The 20082-nt window shown below is 33.7% G+C and carries 8 protein-coding genes; 1 reads left to right on the plus strand and 7 read right to left on the minus strand.

The window, feature by feature from the left end; translation table 11 throughout:
• Positions 1–27: 27 nt before the first annotated feature.
• Both ACVWNY_RS15250 and ACVWNY_RS15255 read right to left on the minus strand, forming a co-directional pair.
• Positions 28–543: an HdeD family acid-resistance protein gene (locus ACVWNY_RS15250; RefSeq protein ID WP_454072334.1), complete on the minus strand. Its 516-nt coding sequence runs from the start codon at positions 541–543 to the stop codon at positions 28–30.
• A gap of 199 nt (positions 544–742) precedes the next feature.
• Complete coding sequence (locus ACVWNY_RS15255) at positions 743–1414, minus strand: DUF1361 domain-containing protein (RefSeq protein ID WP_454072335.1); 672 nt, start codon at positions 1412–1414, stop codon at positions 743–745.
• 571 nt (positions 1415–1985) lie between these two features.
• On the opposite strand from ACVWNY_RS15255, the gene ACVWNY_RS15260 reads away from it, so the two are divergent.
• Positions 1986–3011, plus strand: a complete 1026-nt coding sequence (locus ACVWNY_RS15260) for an immunoglobulin-like domain-containing protein (RefSeq protein WP_454072336.1) — start codon at positions 1986–1988, stop codon at positions 3009–3011.
• Between the two features lie 418 nt (positions 3012–3429).
• Here the strand turns inward: ACVWNY_RS15260 and ACVWNY_RS15265 are convergent, their stop codons facing one another.
• From ACVWNY_RS15265 to ACVWNY_RS15285, 5 genes are all read right to left on the minus strand, one after another.
• Positions 3430–5355, minus strand: a complete 1926-nt coding sequence (locus ACVWNY_RS15265) for a bacterial Ig-like domain-containing protein (protein WP_454072337.1) — start codon at positions 5353–5355, stop codon at positions 3430–3432.
• A 170-nt stretch (positions 5356–5525) separates the two neighbouring features.
• A complete protein-coding gene (locus ACVWNY_RS15270) occupies positions 5526–13604 on the minus strand; it encodes an InlB B-repeat-containing protein (RefSeq protein ID WP_454072338.1) in 8079 nt (2692 codons plus the stop codon).
• Between the two features lie 21 nt (positions 13605–13625).
• Positions 13626–14303: a winged helix-turn-helix domain-containing protein gene (locus ACVWNY_RS15275; protein WP_454072339.1), complete on the minus strand. Its 678-nt coding sequence runs from the start codon at positions 14301–14303 to the stop codon at positions 13626–13628.
• A 315-nt stretch (positions 14304–14618) separates the two neighbouring features.
• A complete protein-coding gene (locus ACVWNY_RS15280; RefSeq protein ID WP_454071432.1) occupies positions 14619–15725 on the minus strand; it encodes a tyrosine-type recombinase/integrase in 1107 nt (368 codons plus the stop codon).
• A gap of 752 nt (positions 15726–16477) precedes the next feature.
• Positions 16478–19339, minus strand: a complete 2862-nt coding sequence (locus ACVWNY_RS15285) for a Cna B-type domain-containing protein (RefSeq protein WP_454072340.1) — start codon at positions 19337–19339, stop codon at positions 16478–16480.
• Between the last annotated feature and the right edge of the window lie 743 nt (positions 19340–20082).

Here is a 20082-nt window from a genome sequence, read left to right on the forward strand (position 1 = left end):
CCATAAGATAAAGTAATATTTTTATTTCTATTTTTTTAATTTAAAATATATGACTATTTCTGAAATAGTCATGGCTATAAACCAAACACCTAAAAATCTTGTCAGGGTTAAAATTGTTCCAAAGGGATTAAATAGGAGAACAAACCCAAGTGCTAATACTAATATAGAGTAAAAGATACCAAACTTAAGTTTGAAGCCAATATTTTCAATAAGTTGAAATACGCCATTGATAATAAACACTATTCCTATGACAATTGGAAAGAAAGATAAAATTCCTTTGGAGAAAAATAAGATAATAAATGAAAACAGCAACTGAAATATCCCGATATATAAATCAATCCCGATCGTATTTAATTTCTTTTTTAGCTTATATGAAGCATAAAAATGAAGCATACTTGATACGAATAAATAAATTGATAAAATATAAATAGTTAAATTGATCACCTTGTTAGGGCTAACCAGAAGTAGTACCCCCAAAACAAAATAAGTAAGTAATCTAATGAATAATGAATCTCGTAAAGATTTTGTTACACTCACTAACATACAAAGTCCCCTTTCTTGAAAAACAAATGCGCTTTAATTTGATATTTTTAATCATAATAAGTTCAAGAATAAATTCATTCTTTATTAATAGCAAGTATTTTGAATATACAATATGAGCGAGTCAAAAAAAGACAGAAACTATTCAGTTTCTGTCTATCATTGAAAAAATGTTTTCTATACATGATGCAAAGGTAACTACTTACAGTATAGAAGTTCCTTTTCTAGAAGATAAAACGAAAAATAAAAGAGTTTGTAAAATAGTAAATAGTAAAATAAATGCCATAGAGTGCAAAGTAAAAATTGTGGGGATATACTGCAATATCGATATGGGATGGGTTAGCGCATTTACACTATTAAGTCTTAAGAAACGTCCCAGAAAAACACCCGTACTAATCAAAAAAAACAGGATAAGTTGGATTGCTAAAGTTTTATTTCGTGTCCATGAATATTTTTCCGATAACAATCTCAAAATAGCTTGTTCACTTTGTACACCTAAGATATACAGGCTTAAAATTCCCCCTACTACCAAGAAGAACATAAACCAAACCAAAATATTCTCAGACATAATTAGATTGGATGAAGTATAAAAATTGATACGATTCAAGTGAACTAGATCTGTTAATAAATAGGCATTGTTGGGAATAAATAGGATATAAAAAATTAAAAGTACTGTGGTGCTTTTTTTTTGAAATCTATACTTCATAAAAGCATAAATTTCCAATGGTAAGTAAGCTAGCAAAGAGTCGATCAATAAAAAATGGATCGGTAAATCATATACATAAAATGGTATAAGAACAATAATGTAAATACTAAATAGAACTCTAATTTGCTTCATGTAATTTATAATTCCTCCGTTAAAGACTGTATTCATTTTAAGATGTCTTAGTCCTATATTTTAATATAAACAAGCACTTTAAAACAGTAATAAGTGCACAACTAAAAATAACACTGTTTGAGTCAAAATAAAATGCGTAGAATAGGATTCTTACCTAAAATAAAAGTATTACCTGTGGGTATATCTATAACGGATAGTTCTAACTTTAATCTGTATACAATCCATATGTTACATTCCAAAAACTAATAGAGCGGCTGCACAACAAATTCGTAGATATGAAAAAAGCGTTACCTTTAGGTATACCTATAATAGATTTTTTGATAATTTAATGCTAGCAATTTTCCGATTTGTATGTCTATTAAATGAATCAAAATCAATGGCGAGACACTTTTCGAGGGAAAATTATTTTTAATATAGATATTTACCCCCTAATTAAAAAAATTACATTATAAACATACATAAAACAGATAAATTGATTAAATAAATTAAGTTCGTATTATATTTATGATATAAATTGTATTTTTTTAAGAAAAAAACAACAAATCAAGGTCGTTATTTGTCATTATTTATAGTATAATCGTATATAATATTCGAAAGGAGATAACACATGAAAAAATTCCATATTTTCTTGATTGCTTTATTATTTTTCCCATATTTAGTTACGGCAACACCTACTTTTGCAGAGGAGCAAAAAATATTTTCTAATGAAACTACTAGTAGTGATCGAATAGAATTATCAAAAGATAACATCACTCTAAATGTTGGAGATGATTTTAATCCAGAAAATTACGCAACTGCTTACCGTAATGACGATGAAATACCCTATGGTGTTGAATTTATCGCTATTTACAATGATGTAGATACTTCTAAACCAGGAAATTATAAAGTGATTTATTGGTTAGAAGATAATATTGCAGGTACTTATATTGAAAAAACCATGAATGTTACTGTACAAAATAATGATCGAATAGAATTATCAAAAGATAATATCACTCTAAATGTTGGGGATGATTTTTATCCAGAAAATTACGCAACTGCTTACCGTAATGACGATGAAATACCCTATGGTGTTGAATTTATCGCTATTTACAATGATGTAGATACTTCTAAACCAGGAAATTATAAAGTGATTTATTGGTTAGAAGATGATATTGCAGGTACTTATATTGAAAAAATCATGAGTGTTACTGTACAAAATAAAGATACTAGGTTAATACCTGTATTAAGATCATATAATATAAATGATGGAGACCATTTATACACGTCAAGTCAAGAAGAATATGATTGGCTCATTGGATTAAGATGGAATGCTGAAGGAACTGCATTCAATAGTGTTCTTTCTGATTATGAAGGTGCTATTCCAGTATATCGTTTATATAACCCTAATTCTGGCGAGCACTTCTACACATTAAGTAAAAAAGAATACAATAGCGTTGCTTCTAAAGGCTGGACAGTAGAAGGCGTAGGTTTCTACATGGTTCCTGAAGATAAGGGTGAAGCCGTTTATCGTGTGTTTGATCCAAATGCAACTGGACCGGGGTCCCACCTGTATACTTCAAGCAGAGCAGAAGCTGATTGGCTAGTTGATCTTGGCTGGAGAGATGAAGGGACTGCATTTTACAGTGCTAAATAATTAACTAGACTATCAAAACACCGCATAGAATTCTATGCGGTGTTTTTTTATTGACTAATCGACATAATCTCGCTTAACCCAAGCAACAAGCCCACCAAACTTTTGGTGGGCTGCTTTTGTGAATTTGAATTGGCCTAGCTAGAATCACTTATCAGAATACCTGTCACTTTTGAAATTATATTGTAATTTTTTCAACTACTAAATTGCACAAATACAAAAAATGTTTCCTTTGTCATAATTTTATTTCCTTTCATAAATCCTATTATTGTCCATTAAGGGATACCAAAAAGTAATGCTTTGTATTAATCAATCATAGGTAGCCATGTTAAAAGATAGGCTCTCTTATTGGAGTAACGGATTCAAGTTAATAATTTTTTACAATATTTATATCCTATGTTGCATTTCATTTTTAAGTTAGTTATTGAGCACTGTAGAAAGCAATATCCTCATCTTTCCAACCTTGATTGACTAATTCATCTGCTTCACTTTTATTTGATGTGTAGACGTGAGAACCTGGTCCTGTAGCATTGGGATTAAATATACGATACACATTCACGCCCTTATCTTTAGGAACCATATAGAAACCAACTTGTTCCCTTTTCCATCCAGCATTCGCTACATTGTTATACTCACTTTCACTTATAGTATAGAAGTGCTCACCTGAGTTAGGATTGTATAAACGATAGACTGGGATAGCATCTTCATAGTCTGAGAGCACACTGTGAAAAGCTACACCTTCAGCAGACCATTTAAGACTAGTTAACCATTTATATTCTTTTTCACTTGTAGTGTATAAATGATCTCCGTCATTTGGATTATAAATCCTAAAAATAGGAATTGTTGTAGCTTTTTTATCGCTAACTGTAATTGTAGCAATTTTTTTTATTCCACTATAAGAATAATTTACTTGATAGTTTCCAGGAATGTTCGTGTTGACTGTTCCATTAACATTTATTGATGAAAAATTAATATTGTTACCTGAAGAATCTTTTGCATAGTCAAAGTTGTCTTCTGGAGACCAGATATCTCCAACTGCAATAGTTGAGTCATGAACTTCTAAAGCTGTATGATCAACATTTAGAACCCATTGTGCATATAAAGTTACTTTTCCATCCTGTTCAGCAGACAAATCAGATACCTCAGCTAAATCATCATAAGGGTCCCCTGTCCCATCAGCAGAGGTATTCCAACCTGAAAATGTGTAGCCATCTCGTACAAATTTATTTTCACTTAATTTTTGCGCTTTATCATAAGTGAAAACTTGTCCCATCATTTCTCCCCCAACATCTTCTGCATTTTTATCGAATGTTACACTGTAGTTATTGGTTGAGTATTCTGCAGGATATAAAGTTAATCCACCAATGAACATTGTATATTTTTTATTGGTCTCGTAAACATTAACACCATCTGTTAATTTAGTTACATGATAGCCTACTTTAGAAACTTCCTGATTGGCCATTGTTGAAAATTCATTTTCAGTAATTTCCTGTCCATTCTTCCTTTCTATATAAATCCCCTCTGGATTTATTAATTTTCTTTTTATATTCCATTCAGATTTGTCTTTAGCAAAATAGATTCGAGAAGTTTCTTCTTTTAAGCCCCATGATAGAAGTAAAGGGATTTTCGTTTGACTGTTCATGGCAGCCACCCCTCCCCCTCCATGGTATATTCCAACTACTTGTGCCGAATCATTTAATAAAGGAGCTCCTGAATTACCTCCACTACTTTTTAAGTTTCCATCTATTCGATAATTCCCTCGAAATCCGGTAATCGTATAAGTTGAAAAGTATTGTGTATGACCGTTAAAACTAGGATATCCTAGAGTTGCTAGTTGATATCCAACAAAGAACGTTCTATTTTGAGTATCAGGCATTACTGTTAACGGCTTCACAACATCGCCTATATGAGTATATGAACCATCTGATTCTTTTCTGGGGTTCACTTTAGTTAAACCATAATCATCTCCAGGATATCCACCCACATAATTAGGACTTGTTATTGATAATGCTCGATCACCACTCCAGTTCCCTAGAGGATAGGTATTATTACTTTTTAGGGCCGGGATTATATTAGCTGACTCCCATCCGTTATTTACGTGACCAGCTGTAAGTACATAATCTTTACCTACAACCACTCCCGTTCCTCTCGATAATCCGCCATTTTCATACCTTTTGCTAAAATAAACAATAGATGAATATGGATACTTGGTGACATCTGTATTTGTTATAGAATAGTCAGGATTAGGAACTTGAAAATCTTGTGCATGGGAATGAGTGTTGAAATAAATACTACTAATTACGATACTGAAAACCGTAATAAAAAAAATTGATATTTTCTTTTTCATTATTACCTCCTGATGTTTTACCAGATAAAGATTATGCATTGATTTTATTTGACTTAAAGATGGTAATGTGGAGTTTTCAAGGTAATCGGTTTTTGTTTTAAATAATAAACTACTAGTTTCATCAAAAAGAAACAAAAGGAATGGACTGATATCCATTCCTTTTGCAAAGTTTATTTTTCTAATTGATCTTTATATTTTCTTCTTATAAAAATTATTAGAGAAGTTATCACAATGATAAAACCTGAAAAAATTGATAAAATTGAGAAGTTATCACCTGTACGGGGAAGACTTTTCCCTGTTGTGCCACTAGTTCCATTTGTTCCGCCATTAATAGCATTATTAGAACCTAATCCATTTGATTGTTTGGCTGTCCATTTGGCATAATACGTGATGTCATTTGAAGGCATTTTTACAGTATCCGGCATTTTTTCATTACCATCTTTACTTGTATACCAACCCTCAAAATTATAACCCTCTCTTGTAGCAAGTTTAATATTTGTTAAATCAACTTGAGCATCAGTAGGCTGACTTATTGTGTTTTGCTCAGTTGCTCCACCATTAGGATCAAAATAGATATTATTTTGATTGGCACTCCATATAGCAAATAGTGTAATTAACCCATCATTTTTGGTAGTTAAGTTTTTAACATTTTGCTTATTACCATAAGTAGGTGTTGATGATGTTTGTGGGGTAATACTCCATCCTACAAATGTATAACCAGCACGCTTAAATTCATTTTCTGACAGGTCTTGAGAAACATCGTAAGCAAATTTTTGATTTTTCATAGCACCTGTCGCATTAGATGCATTCTTATCAAAAGCAACTTCGTAATTGATTGCTTCCCAATGGGCATAGTAGGTTGTATTTCCGTTAGGAATGACTAATGAAGCTGGCATCTTAGTGGAGCCTGTTGCTTCTGTATACCAACCTGTAAATTTATACCCTGTGCGGCTGGCATCTTTGATGCCTGTAGAAAGATCATAACTTGACCCTGTTGCTAAGTTCAGAATGTTCTCTTGTTCCGTTGTTGCGTTAGGGTCATTATCTGCATTTAAATCAAATAGAATACTATTTTCTTTATTACCAGACCATTGAGCATACAACGTGATACTACTACCATCTTTAGCTAACAAGTTTTTGACTTGTACTTTATCTGCATAGGTTGTTCCTGATCCTTTTGCCTCTGTATTCCAACCTGTAAAGGTATATCCAGGTCGTGTGAAAGTATTCTCAGATAATTCTTTTTGTTCATCATATGCAAAAGCTTGATTACTCATAGAACCAATTGCATCTGATGCATTCTTATCAAAGACAACTTCGTAATTGATTGCTTCCCAATGAGCATAATAAGTTGTATTTCCGTTAGGAATGACTAATGAAGCTGGCATCTTAGTGGAGCCTGTTGCTTCTGTATACCAACCTGTAAATTTATACCCTGTACGACTAGCATCTTTGATGCCTGTAGAAAGATCATAGCTTGACCCTGTTGCTAAGTTCAGAATGTTCTCTTGTTCCGTTGTTGCGTTAGGATCATTGTCTGCATTTAAATCAAATAGAATACTATTTTCTTTATTACCAGACCATTGAGCATACAACGTGATACTACTACCATCTTTAGCTAACAAGTTTTTGACTTGTGCTTTATCTGTATAGCTTGTTCCTGATCCTTTTACCTCTGTATTCCAACCTGTAAAGGTATATCCAGGTCGTGTGAAAGTATTCTCAGATAATTCTTTTTGTTCATCATATGCAAAAGCTTGATTACTCATAGAACCAATTGCATCTGATGCATTCTTATCAAAAGCAACTTCGTAATTGATTGCTTCCCAGTGGGCATAGTAAGTTGTATTTCCGTTAGGAATGACTAATGAAGCTGGCATCTTAGTGGAGCCTGTTGCTTCTGTATACCAACCTGTAAATTTATACCCTGTGCGACTGGCATCTTTGATGCCTGTAGAAAGATCATAACTTGATCCTGTTGCTAAGTTCAGAATATCCTTTTGATCTGTTGCTGCATTAGGATCATTGTTTGCATTTAAATCAAATAGAATACTATTTTCTTTATTACCAGACCATTGGGCATACAACGTGATGGTACTACCATCTTTAGCTAACAAGTTTTTGACTTGTGTTTTATCTGCATAGGTTGTTCCTGATCCTTTTGCCTCTGTATTCCAACCTGTAAAGGTATATCCAGGTCGTGTGAAAGTATTCTCAGATAATTCTTTTTGTTCATCATATGCAAAAGCTTGATTACTCATAGAACCAATTGCATCTGATGCATTCTTATCAAAGGCAACTTCGTAATTGATTGCTTCCCAATGGGCATAATAAGTTGTATTTCCGTTAGGAATGACTAATGAGGCTGGCATCTTAGTGGAGCCTGTTGCTTCTGTATACCAACCTGTAAATTTATACCCTGTACGACTGGCATCTTTGATGCCTGTAGAAAGATCATAGCTTGACCCTGTTGCTAAGTTCAGAATATTTTTTTGATCTGTTGTTGCGTTAGGATCATTGTTTGCATTTAGATCAAATAGAATATTGTTACTTTCATTACCTAGCCATTGAGCATATAACGTGATGGTACTACCATCTTTAGCTAACAAGTTTTTAACTTGTGCTTTATCTGCATAGCTTGTTCCTGATCCTTTTGCCTCAGTATTCCAACCTGTAAAGGTATATCCAGGTCGTGTAAAAGCATTTTCAGATAATTCTTTTTGTTCATCATATGAAAAAGCTTGATTACTCATAGAACCAATCGCATCTGATGCATTCTTATCAAAGGCAACTTCGTAATTGATTGCTTCCCAATGGGCATAGTAAGTTGTATTTCCGTTAGGAATGACTAATGAAGCTGGCATCTTAGTGGAGCCTGTTGCTTCTGTATACCAACCTGTAAATTTATACCCTGTACGACTGGCATCTTTGATGCCTGTAGAAAGATCATAACTTGACCCTGTTGCTAAGTTCAGAATATTTTTTTGATCTGTTGTTGCGTTAGGATCATTGTTTGCATTTAGATCAAATAGAATATTGTTACTTTCATTACCAGACCATTGAGCATACAACGTGATGGTACTTCCATCTTTAGCTAACAAGTTTTTAACTTGTGCTTTATCTGCATAGGTTGTTCCTGATCCTTTTGCCTCAGTATTCCAACCTGTAAAGGTATATCCAGGTCGTGTGAAAGTATTCTCAGATAATTCTTTTTGTTCATCATATGCAAAAGCTTGATTACTCATAGAACCAATTGCATCTGATGCATTCTTATCAAAAGCAACTTCGTAATTGATTGCTTCCCAATGGGCATAGTAAGTTGTATTTCCGTTAGGAATGACTAATGAAGCTGGCATCTTAGTGGAGCCTGTTGCTTCTGTATACCAACCTGTAAATTTATACCCTGTACGACTAGCATCTTTGATGCCTGTAGAAAGATCATAACTTGATCCTGTTGCTAGGTTCAGAATATTTTTTTGATCTGTTGCTGCGTTAGGATCATTGTTTGCATTTAGATCAAATAGAATATTGTTACTTTCATTACCAGACCATTGAGCATATAACGTGATGGTACTTCCATCTTTAGCTAACAAGTTTTTGACTTGTGCTTTATCTGCATAGGTTGTTCCTGATCCTTTTGCCTCAGTATTCCAACCTGTAAAGGTATATCCAGGTCGTGTGAAAGTATTCTCAGATAATTCTTTTTGTTCATCATATGCAAAAGCTTGATTACTCATAGAACCAATTGCATCTGATGCATTCTTATCAAAAGCAACTTCGTAATTGATTGCTTCCCAATGGGCATAGTAAGTTGTATTTCCGTTAGGAATGACTAACGAAGCTGGCATCTTAGTGGAGCCTGTTGCGTCTGTATACCAACCTGTAAATTTATACCCTGTACGACTAGCATCTTTGATGCCTGTAGAAAGATCATAGTTTGACCCTGTTGCTAAGTTCAGAATATCCTTTTGATCTGTTGTTGCATTAGGATCATTGTCTGCATTTAAATCAAATAGAATACTATTTTCTTTATTACCAGACCATTGAGCATATAATGTGATGCTTTCATCTACTTCTGCCAAATTTTTGATGCTAACTTTATCTTCATAGGTATCGCCTGAACCATCTGAATTAGTAGTCCAACCAGTAAAAGAGTAGCCTGGTCGTTTATACTGATTCATATTTAGATTTGTATCTTTATCATAGGAGACTGTTTGGTTATTCATGGTTTCAGTAGCATCTGCAGCATTTTTATCAAAAATAATTTGATAGGTTCCTGGCACCCAAACGGCATACAAATCTAAACTAGTAGTATTCATATTAATAACTTGTTCGGATGAATACATTGCTTTAGTAGCTTTAGGGTCTGTAGACCAACCAGCAAAAGCGTAATTTGTTCTATTAGGAAGTCCCGTAGTAGAATAAGAAGCCACCGTATAATCTTCACCTAAATATACGCCACCATTTATTTCTTGTGCGACAACTTTATGTCCATGAAGAATATTAGTCCCATCAACAGTAGCTGTGCTGTCTACAGATCCTTTTACATTGTAAGTATCTGAGACTCCATTATAGTTAGGATGATAGGTAACTTCAGATGGGGTCGCTATATAGTTCCCATCCTCTGCCCAAATCGCATATAAAATAGTATTTTCATTAAAGGTATACGATTGACCAGCAACATACTGTGTTCCTGTTCCTGCAATATTTTTTGACCACCCTGCAAACATATAACCAGTTTTTTTCAATCCTAGTGCAGTAACATCTGCAGAACTTGCAAGAGTAACGTTGGATCCTTTAGGCCCATTAAATGAATCTGGAAGGCTGCCTGAAGTATTACCATTTCCATTATAGATAACATTTATTCCACTGGCTGCTTTTTCCCATTGAGCATACAAAACTAAACTTGTGTGATCACTTGTCGTAATAGATTCTCCGGCATTGTAGCTAGTTCCTGTGCCATCAGCTTTTGTATTCCATCCAGTAAATATATGTTCACTTTTAGCCATGTTTCCTGCACCCTTGATTGTATAACTACTAGCAGAAGTGTCATCATATCGAATAAAATCTCCAGAGGTCTGACCATTACCAAGATAGATAATTCGAGCTAAAGAAGTTGATTTTATTGGCACCCATTTAGCATAAAGTGTTGTATCCTGAGGAAAATTGAACAATGAACCTGAGTAATAATCAGTTCCTGTACCATCAGCTTTCGTATTCCATCCAGCAAATACATAAGTTGTTAGTTCCCCAGATACTACAACAGATTTTGTGAGTGTTGAACCCTGATTTGAACTATCAATTTTTCCTTCTGTATAACGTTTCTCAGTCACACTGGCTGGAGGTGTTCCACCAGTATTCCCATTTCCATCATATGTTAAAGTTATATCTTTCACTTTTAAATCCCAAATTGCATAATAAACTTCATCAGAAGTTGGCGTAATAGATGTTCCTGCAAGAAGAACATCTGAATCATTTGCTTTGGCATCCTTATTTTTACTCCAGCCCACAAAAATATAAGGGTTTGTTTCAATAGTTCCAGTAGAGGCATTATTATCCTTAAATTCGTCCCTGACTAAAGTATTAGAACTTGGTAGTTTTGTACTACTACCTTTTAGTACGTATTGACTATCCGGAACCAGTCCTGATGTATTTTTATTTCCATTAAACTCTACTTTATAAGAGTTTTCAGGAACTGGTACTTCTTTTGTCCATGCCGCATAAAAAATTAAATTAGTATTTCCAACAACAAAAGACGACCCTGGGGAATAAAATATCTTTTGACCCGTAGAATCTAATAAATACCAACCAGAAAAGGTATATCCTGGATAAGAGAAATTACTTTTTGGATTAGCTACAGTATAACTAGTAGTATAATTTCCCACTACATTTACAGAATCTGGCAGATCACCCGTCACACCACTTTCCAATGCAACATACATAATATTGACATTTCCAATAGTTCCTCCGCCTCCGCCACCACTAGGATTTTTTTTCCAAGCAGGTTTCAAGACTATATCCTTTGTTGGAGAAAGGTTCTGACCAGGTGTGTAAATATTTGTTCCATCAGTCCAACCTATAAAGGTATATCCGTCTTTTACTAAGGAATTCGTGTTTTTAAGAACTGTATAGGATTTATTATAATTTACAGTGATCGTGTCAGTAGTTGGAACTGCACCACCAGTGGCGTCTCCTTTATCATAGGTTATTTTATATGTGATAGGATCCCATTTAGCTGTTAACGTTCCAGGATTTTTAGTTTCTGCAATGTTTGCTAAACTTATAGTATCACCTGGTTGGTATGTCTTTGCATCCTTACTATAGTACCATCCAGTTAATGTGTATCCTGTTTTTGTTATTGTAGGTACAGTAAACAGATGGGTGTCAGTAGCGCTAGTAAGTTCATAAAAATTATTTGATTTTATACCTTCTGGTAAACTTCCATCTGCTCCATCAACATTCACCTTGATTTGTGTCCAATATTCAGATAGTGAACCTGTCCACACACCGTAAAGTGTAGTTATTCCTGTTGATAGGGTATAAGATTTCCCAGCATAATAGTCGGGAACTGTTGCATTTTTGTCTTTAGCCCATCCCCAAAAAACGTATCCTTCTTGCGGAGGAGTATTATCTACAGGAATATCGGGTAACTTAATTTGATCTCCCGCAGTTCCAGTTTGAGCAGAAGGATTACTTCCACTTTTAGATTGTGTAATGAACTTTATGGTTCCCTGTGTACTATTCTCCATCCATTCAGCAGTAAGGGTTATATTACCTGTAGGAGTATAACTATCTCCTGCAGAATATACAGTAGTGCCATCTGACCATCCGACAAAAGTGAATCCACTTTTAACCATACTCCCTCTACCAGGAATAATTAATGCTTTTCCTTTATCAACATAAGTATACTCATATGGTTTGGCTCCCCCAGTTGCGCTATTAGAATTTAACGAAACAGTCCATTGGGATGTTGGATTAAATGAAGACCATATCGCGACAAAATGCCATGTTGCAACTTGCTTGTTAGTGCTCCATTGACCACCTGGTGCGATATTCTGAGTATTATCTAATCTCCAATATTCAAATTTATATATAGTCCCACTTCCATCATTAGAAGTCCTTGTAGGTACATTGTTGGGTACTGTATATTTTGCTCCATTCGCAGGAACTTGTGTATTAGATGGCATCCCTGCCACAGTATCACTAGATCCTGAAGGCAATCCATTTTCATATAAAACATATTGTATCGGTGTCCATAACGCTTTTGCGACAGTAGAGTATGTTAAAGTAACTTCAGATGAAGCAGCATAAGTCTTGTTATTAATGGACCATCCTGCAAAAGTATAATTTGTTTTGGTCGGCGTAGCGGAAGGCAGACTTACTTTATAGTCATTACTGACATTAGTTTTAATTCCATTTGTGAGATCTGTATCTGTAGTAGTACCACCATCTAAGTTGAAGGTTAAAGTTGCATCTGCATCAAAAGGATTAGCAACAATTTTTAAATACAGAATGGTATTGCTATCCGTTAAAGTATAAGAGCTACCTGGCGAATACTCAGTTCCCGTTCCATCGGCGTTAGTCGTCCATGTCCCCGCTGCACTAGTATTTTCTTTCATTACCAAATCTGTAGGTATACTAGGTACCGTAACGGTGGTCCCAGATTTTCCAAATTGACTTGCAGGTGTCGACTGACTAGTTGCACCGTTCAAATTGTACGATACTGTAGAAGCAGTTGCCCATTGAGCATATAGAATAGTATCCGTACTGTATGGCCAAGAATCAACCACTTCACCTGACGAATAGCTATCTCCTCCACCATTAGGATCTGTATTCCATCCATCAAAAATTTGTTTAGATGGACTTGGAGCTGTGAAATTTAATTGATCCGCTCCTGTTCCAACAGTACCTACAGTATATGCACCGTTTAGAGCGATTTGATCGTTTTTAACTACACCAGAGTTTGATCCACCGTTTGCATTATAAGTTATTCTTGGGTTTGTCACCTCTCCTTCATAACTTACAGGGTCTTCTGTATCAATTTTACTAGATGTTGTTGCTGAACTTTCTAAACTACTAGAATCTGCCGAGGGAATCGTTGACTCTTCCAAAGTGCCTGACGTATTACTTCCCGCTGGTTCTTCAGTAGACGTTGTTAACTCCTCAGCTAAAACAACTCCGGGTTGTAAAAAAGAATTGAATAGCAAGGCAAACAAAGACAAATAAACTGCTATCTTTTTCTTACTCATAAAAATTTACTCCTATCTAATTTAATTTATATTTGCATAGAAAAGTTCTTTGAAATAGTAACCTTTACCCCATAATGTTTGGATAGCAGATTTCACACCATATTCATTAAAAATTCGTTTATTAATTTTGCCTATTCGTAATGAGAGTTGACTTAAAGTAGCATTTGTACATTTATGCCACAATATATTTGACAATTCTTTTCTAGTAATGGGTCTATCGGTAGCTTTTAGTAATACGGAAATAATTTGTTGATCTTTTGGAGCCAGTTGCTCTTGAAAATTTTTAAAAGTAACTGTTAACTGTTTTTTTTGAATATCTATCCCTTTTTTTTCTTTTGTCGAACAATTAAATATTGTTTCTCTAAGTTCTGAAAAGGATCCTTGAGTTGAAATACAAGCATCAAAGCCGCCATCACATAGAATTCCTTCTTCCTCAATAGTTAATACTTCATCTGTTTTTAATAAACAGATAGTTTCCCAACTAATAATGTACTCAAGAATTTCCAGAGCTTCCTTTTGTGAAATTGTTTCACTGATAATAATAATTGGAAAATTACTTGTCCAACGTGGGAATTTCCCACTTTGCAACCAATTTACATATAAATCACGAGTTATATATATCTCATGATTTAATCGGCATAGTTGCTCATGGAGCGTCATTTCATTTTCTATATTATTTGTTACAATAAGAACTCTCACTTTTACACCTCCTTTCATTTTTTTCTTTCTTAAAAAAAGATAATCAACATATTCGTTTATATTAATTTGTACTTGGTATAGTGAATACCAAGCACAAGACTATAAACCTTGATATCAATAGTTTTTGAATAGGCTCATTGACGACCATTGACGGCTATTACGGAATAACGAGGTACTTTTTATCTTGAAAGCTAGCGATAACATAAACGGAAAATGTCACAGCTTTAAAAGAGGAAGAATCTGAAAAAAAAACAAAAAAAGCCCCCCTCAGTTTTCTCATTTCATTTTTTAAATGAATATTGAAGAAAAATGACGTTAGGCGATTTGTTCTCTTTTTAAGATTGCTTGTTGGCGACTTTTTAAATTTGCATCAGTATAGACATCAAGGGTCATTTGAGTAGATGCATGGCCAAGAATTGCACTTACTGCTGTGATGCTAGCATTAGCTTCAATACATCTCGTGGCAAAAGTATGACGCAATTGGTGAAAGTGAATATTTTTCAAGTCACATTTCGTTAAAATTTGGTGGAAATAGTAAGTAATTTGCCTAGGCTCTTGAGGTAGTTCCCGAGAGGAACAGACGTAAGGTCCCGTTGCTTTTCGTGCACCCTTTTTTAACCATTTGTAAAGATTTCGACCGATAGGAACAACCCGTATTGATTGTTCACTCTTTGCCGATGTAAATAATAAAGTTGTTTTCTGTTGTTCCTGTTGTAAAGGAACCCGTTGGTAAGATTGAGTAACACGAAGTGTTTTTGCCTTAAAATCGATATCTGACCACTTTAAAGCTGATATTTCTCCAATCCTTAACCCAGTATTTAGCGCTAAAATAATAGGTAATCCCTTAGACAGGGGTAGTTGCTTGGCAGCAATTTCAACCTTTTCTTCTTCCTCAGTAGACAGAGATCGAATCATCTTTTTTTGTTTTTTTGGTAAGTCTATATGATGACAAGGTTGTTGATTAATTTTTCCTTTTGTAAGAGCATCTTGTAAGCTCTTTTTAACAATTTGATAGATAACGTGAATGGTTGAAGCGCCAAGGTTTTGGTCACTTAAGGTATCAATAACTTGTTGAATACTCTCTTTTGTTAACTGATTTAAAGGCATATTCCCTATATGAGAGAAGACATAACGCTTTAACTTATAAAAATATGTGGCATAGGTACTTTCCTTTAGCGTCTTTCTTCGTTCTTTTAGCCACTGATAGACCCATTCTTCATAGGATTGCGCACTTAACCCATTTTGTTGACAGACCTTTTGATAAGTCAATTTGTAATAATAAAGCTTCTCCTTTACTTCTTTATAGCTGCGTCCATAAATATAGCCATAATGGATTTTCCCATTTTCTTTGATCCCTTTTTTATATCGGCCTTCCCACCGTAAGTCTTTTCTTTTGTAGATATTTTCGCCTCGTTTAGGCATTAAAAAACACTCCTTTTTTTGACGGCTTAATTGACGGTTGTTAAAAATATTAAAAAAACAAAAAAAATCAAATTTATTTGTTAATTTTCAACTAACAATTATTTTTATTTGAAAAAAGATTGAAATTAATATGATTTTTGGTTAACATACCAATATAAGCTATCGTTATATTTGCTTTTAAATAGTGTATATTGATTTATACTTGGTATTCACTATACCAAGTACAAAAACAGTTAAAAGAAGTAAAAAAACTTGTACAAATACCTTCTCCTGAAAAGAGTAGATATCTGTGCAAGTTTTTTTGTAGCTATGGTACCTAGAAACAGGCTAACTAAATAACTATTATTATAAATCAATTTCACAATTATTTATAAAAATAAAACATAAATCTTATACTATTTTAAATAATAATTAAAAACTATTTAAGGCAAAGAAAAGGAGGAACGCAGTAATAGAATTCATTTTCATCATATAAAATGGAAGTCAAAATTTTACCACAATTTTTAAAGGATGTTCTCATTTTTGAACCGCATAAAAATATCAGAAATTTAAAAACTCTAATATGCGTATACTCATAAACTACACTGAGAATACATTTGATAACTGCCACAATGTTGCAGAAATTACATTATTTCTTGCAACATTGCACAGCGTGCTTGTGTAACGTTCATCAGTTCCCATTTAAAATAGGGACGTTCTTTTTCTCAATAAGACATTTCTATCTATCCTAATATATTTGACGATATCGACAATTAACTCTTTGTATTCTTGTTATAAAGTTTCTTTAGTATTATATACCCGAGAAAAGCTATTAAAATCAAACCTACAATTAGATATAGCTTATTTTGATTTTCACCGGTTGCCGGAAAGCTCTGCTGTTTTGTTTTTGAATTAGATCCATCTTTTTTTACAGCATTGTGAGAATTGGTAATAATAATATTACCCTTATCATGATCATCGATGCTAACGTCATACCCATCCAATTTATCTACTTCTTTAACTGTGTATTCAATAGCCTTTTCTGATTCTCTTTCAGGTAAGTCATCCCAAGTAGTTGTCCAATTATTAGAATCATTCAATAGTACTGGCGATTTTAGCTTCTCCCCATTTGCATATAATTGCACTTTAATGCCCTCGGGACGAAGACCATCTTGATTATTACTATCATCCCAAGCTTTTGTCACAGTGACACTTGTTTTACCTGGCGTATAGCTATTTGTAATTGTTGTACCGTTAATACTAGTTGAATAGTCTGGAATAGTATTTTCGGTGACTGTGTAAACTATTTCGTGTCCTTCTTTATACTTAGCCAGATTAGTAAACTGGTAGGTCCAGTTCTCTTTTTCAGTCACTACTTTTGAATCTATTTTACTTCCATCCGCTAAAAGATTCACAGTAATAGAATTCGGACGCTTTCCATCTTGGTTATTACTATCATTCCAAACTTTTTTACCATCAATTTTTGTTAACTCAGGTGTATGGGCATTCGTAATGATAATATTACCCTTATCATGGTCATTGACGCTAACATCATATCCATCCAATTTGTCTACTTCTTTAACTGTATATTCAATTGTTTTTCCTGCTTCTTTTTCAGGTAAGTCATCCCATGTAGTTGTCCAATTATTGGAATCATTCAGTAGTACAGGTGATTTTATCTTCTCCCCATCTGCATATAATTGCACTTTAATGCCCTCGGGGCGAAGACCATCTTGATTATTACGATCATCCCAAGCTTTTGTCACAGTGACACTTGTTTTACCTGGCGTATAGCTATTTGTAATTGTTGTACCGTTAATACTAGTTGAATAGTCTGGAATCGTATTTTCGGTGACTGTGTAAACTATTTCGTGTCCTTCTTTATACTTAGCCAGATTAGTAAACTGGTAGGTCCAGTTTTCTTTTTCAGTCACTACTTTTGAATCTATTTTACTTCCATCTGCTAAAAGATTTACAGTAATAGCATTTGGACGCTTTCCATCTTGGTTATTACTATCATTCCAAACTTTTTTACCATCAATTTTTGTTAACTCAGGTGTATGGGCATTCGTAATTGTGTTGCCATCTATACTTGTGGTATACCCAGGCACATCCTGTTCCTCAACAGTATAGACAATTTCTTTTCCATTTTTAAATTTCGGTAAATCAGTAAATTCATATGACCATCCTAAATTTTCATTAGTAGTCGTAGTTTGAATAGCTTCCCCGTCGGCCAACAAATTGATTGATATATTATTTGGGCGAATGCCATCTTGATTATTAGCATCGTCCCATTTTTTTATTCCGGCTAAATTAATTTGTTCAGGATCATTTGAATTGGTTAGAAGAATAGCATTGCCATTATCTGTATCTTTTATCGTGAGATCATAACCAGAATTTTCATTTAATTCTTCTCTAGCAGTATAATATAATTTTTCTCCTTGATCGTTCTCTGCTGGTAAATTTGCCCAAATATATTCCCATCCATTCTCTTGGTTTAATAATTGTGTATCACCAAATTTGTTTTCCTTACCAGACGTAGTGGCCTCTGTATTTGTATATTCATAGGGTGTATCACTCTGATACAATTGCACTTTTAAGCCTTCAGGCCTTTTTCCATCTTGATTATTATTATCATCCCAGTGTTTTAGGACTGAAAATGATTTGTTGGAGGTGTTTAAATCAATACTAGCTCTTGTGGTTAGTATTTTTTTAATAGGTTGATATCCTCCAATAGGTTGTACAAACCCTGTGGTCCCAAATACCAAATAATAAGGTTGTCTCGTCACAAGAGCAGAATCTATATTAAAATAAAGACTAGCATCTTCTGAAGGATTATCATCAATAAGTGTTTTTGGGATATTTATTAAAATAGTACGATCTTGATAATTATTTTCAATTGTCACATCTTTGGTAATATTTTCTATAGTAGAATTTTTGTATAATTGAACATTAATATTGGTCTCGTTACTATCAATTTTAAATAGTTTTTCCGTTTCCGAGTCTAAATTATCTTCAAATTGAAGTTTGTAAAGATAATTATCGCCATCTTCCCCATGAGGAGTTATCTCACTGGCATTTATTTCGACATTGTTCAATCTATCAATCATTTCTTGATAAGAGTGGTCATCAGTTGGTTTTGCTTTTGCTTCATTATATAGTTCATTAACTATCGGATTCGATGTGAGTAACTTGTCACTAAATTTTCCTCCAGTAAATTTCCATATAACAATTTGAGTAGCAGCATATCTGGTCAATTCATTTGCATCTTTGTAGGCAGGGATATTTTTAACTTCTTCATTTTTTCCTTGATTTTGATAAAAATTTTCCATTAACCATAAAACAGAACTAGGTAGTTTTTCATTTAAATCCGCCCGATAATCATTTCCAGTAGGATAATATTTACTTTCATCTAAACAAAAATATAAATTTTTTTCATTGTCCACTAAGGTATAAAGTCTAGAATTAAGCATATCTAAATTATCCAACTTTACTTCTGCATTATTTTTTAAATTTGCATCAATTCGAACATTGGTTATAGGATTAGGAGGTAGTATAGTAGTTTCTGCATGTACTGTCTTTGTAACAGTTATAAAACTAAAGAGTAGCGCCAGTATAAAAATTAATTTCTTCATAGTTATCCTCTTTCTTTTTTGATTATTTTATTGTAGCTAAATTTAAATGTAACTAGTGTAGTTTATCAACAAAAATATGGAGCAGACATACTACAAGTGTTATTTAAATAAATTATAATATTCAATTTAAAATCAATGAGAGGCACTTATATAGCGAAAATAAAGAGGATGGAAACATGAAATTAACTACTCTTATAATGTACTGATGTCTTGATCTCTTAAATAATCATTATTTTATATTTAATATATTTAGTGAACTTCTAACATCCATAATTGACTGGGAGATAAGTTTAATGCCCACAAATCATAAAGGGAACGTAACATAAGTCATAGTTGTTATTTTGAAAAAGTTGGCTCCTGGAAACTGTAAATGATTTCTGGGAGCCAACTTATTTACGTACTCAAAATGTTGATATATTTTCTTGCAGCTAGAGTGCTCATATTTAATGCCCTAATAGGAGGATTGGTTCTTTCTTCACCTCTCCCATCCCTCCATACAACGCAGCCCTCATTCACGCAAAGACTGGTTCTAGATCAATTTTTCTTATTGCGCAGATTTTTCCATTTTTAAGTTCTGAAAGTAAAGCTCATTGTTTACATTAAAATAATCCGTCAAAGGACTAACCTTAATGATGTACGTATTGCCACCTTGGATTAACGCTTCTTGAATTGTTTCTTTTTTAGTATATTTTTCTGTTTGTACTCTTTGATATCTCGAGCATAGCTATAGATTTTTTGCGTAT

The sequence above is a fragment of the Enterococcus sp. JNUCC 77 genome (assembly GCF_054819945.1).

Excerpts from the sequence above, each read along its gene's own strand:
- ACVWNY_RS15250 (WP_454072334.1), bottom strand. The coding sequence starts at position 543 with ATGTTAGTGAGTGTAACAAAATCTTTACGAGATTCATTATTCATTAGA.
- ACVWNY_RS15255 (WP_454072335.1), bottom strand. The coding sequence starts at position 1,414 with ATGAATACAGTCTTTAACGGAGGAATTATAAATTACATGAAGCAAATT.
- ACVWNY_RS15260 (WP_454072336.1), top strand. The coding sequence starts at position 1,986 with ATGAAAAAATTCCATATTTTCTTGATTGCTTTATTATTTTTCCCATAT.
- ACVWNY_RS15265 (WP_454072337.1), bottom strand. The coding sequence starts at position 5,355 with ATGAAAAAGAAAATATCAATTTTTTTTATTACGGTTTTCAGTATCGTA.
- ACVWNY_RS15270 (WP_454072338.1), bottom strand. The coding sequence starts at position 13,604 with ATGAGTAAGAAAAAGATAGCAGTTTATTTGTCTTTGTTTGCCTTGCTA.
- ACVWNY_RS15280 (WP_454071432.1), bottom strand. The coding sequence starts at position 15,725 with ATGCCTAAACGAGGCGAAAATATCTACAAAAGAAAAGACTTACGGTGG.
- ACVWNY_RS15285 (WP_454072340.1), bottom strand. The coding sequence starts at position 19,339 with ATGAAGAAATTAATTTTTATACTGGCGCTACTCTTTAGTTTTATAACT.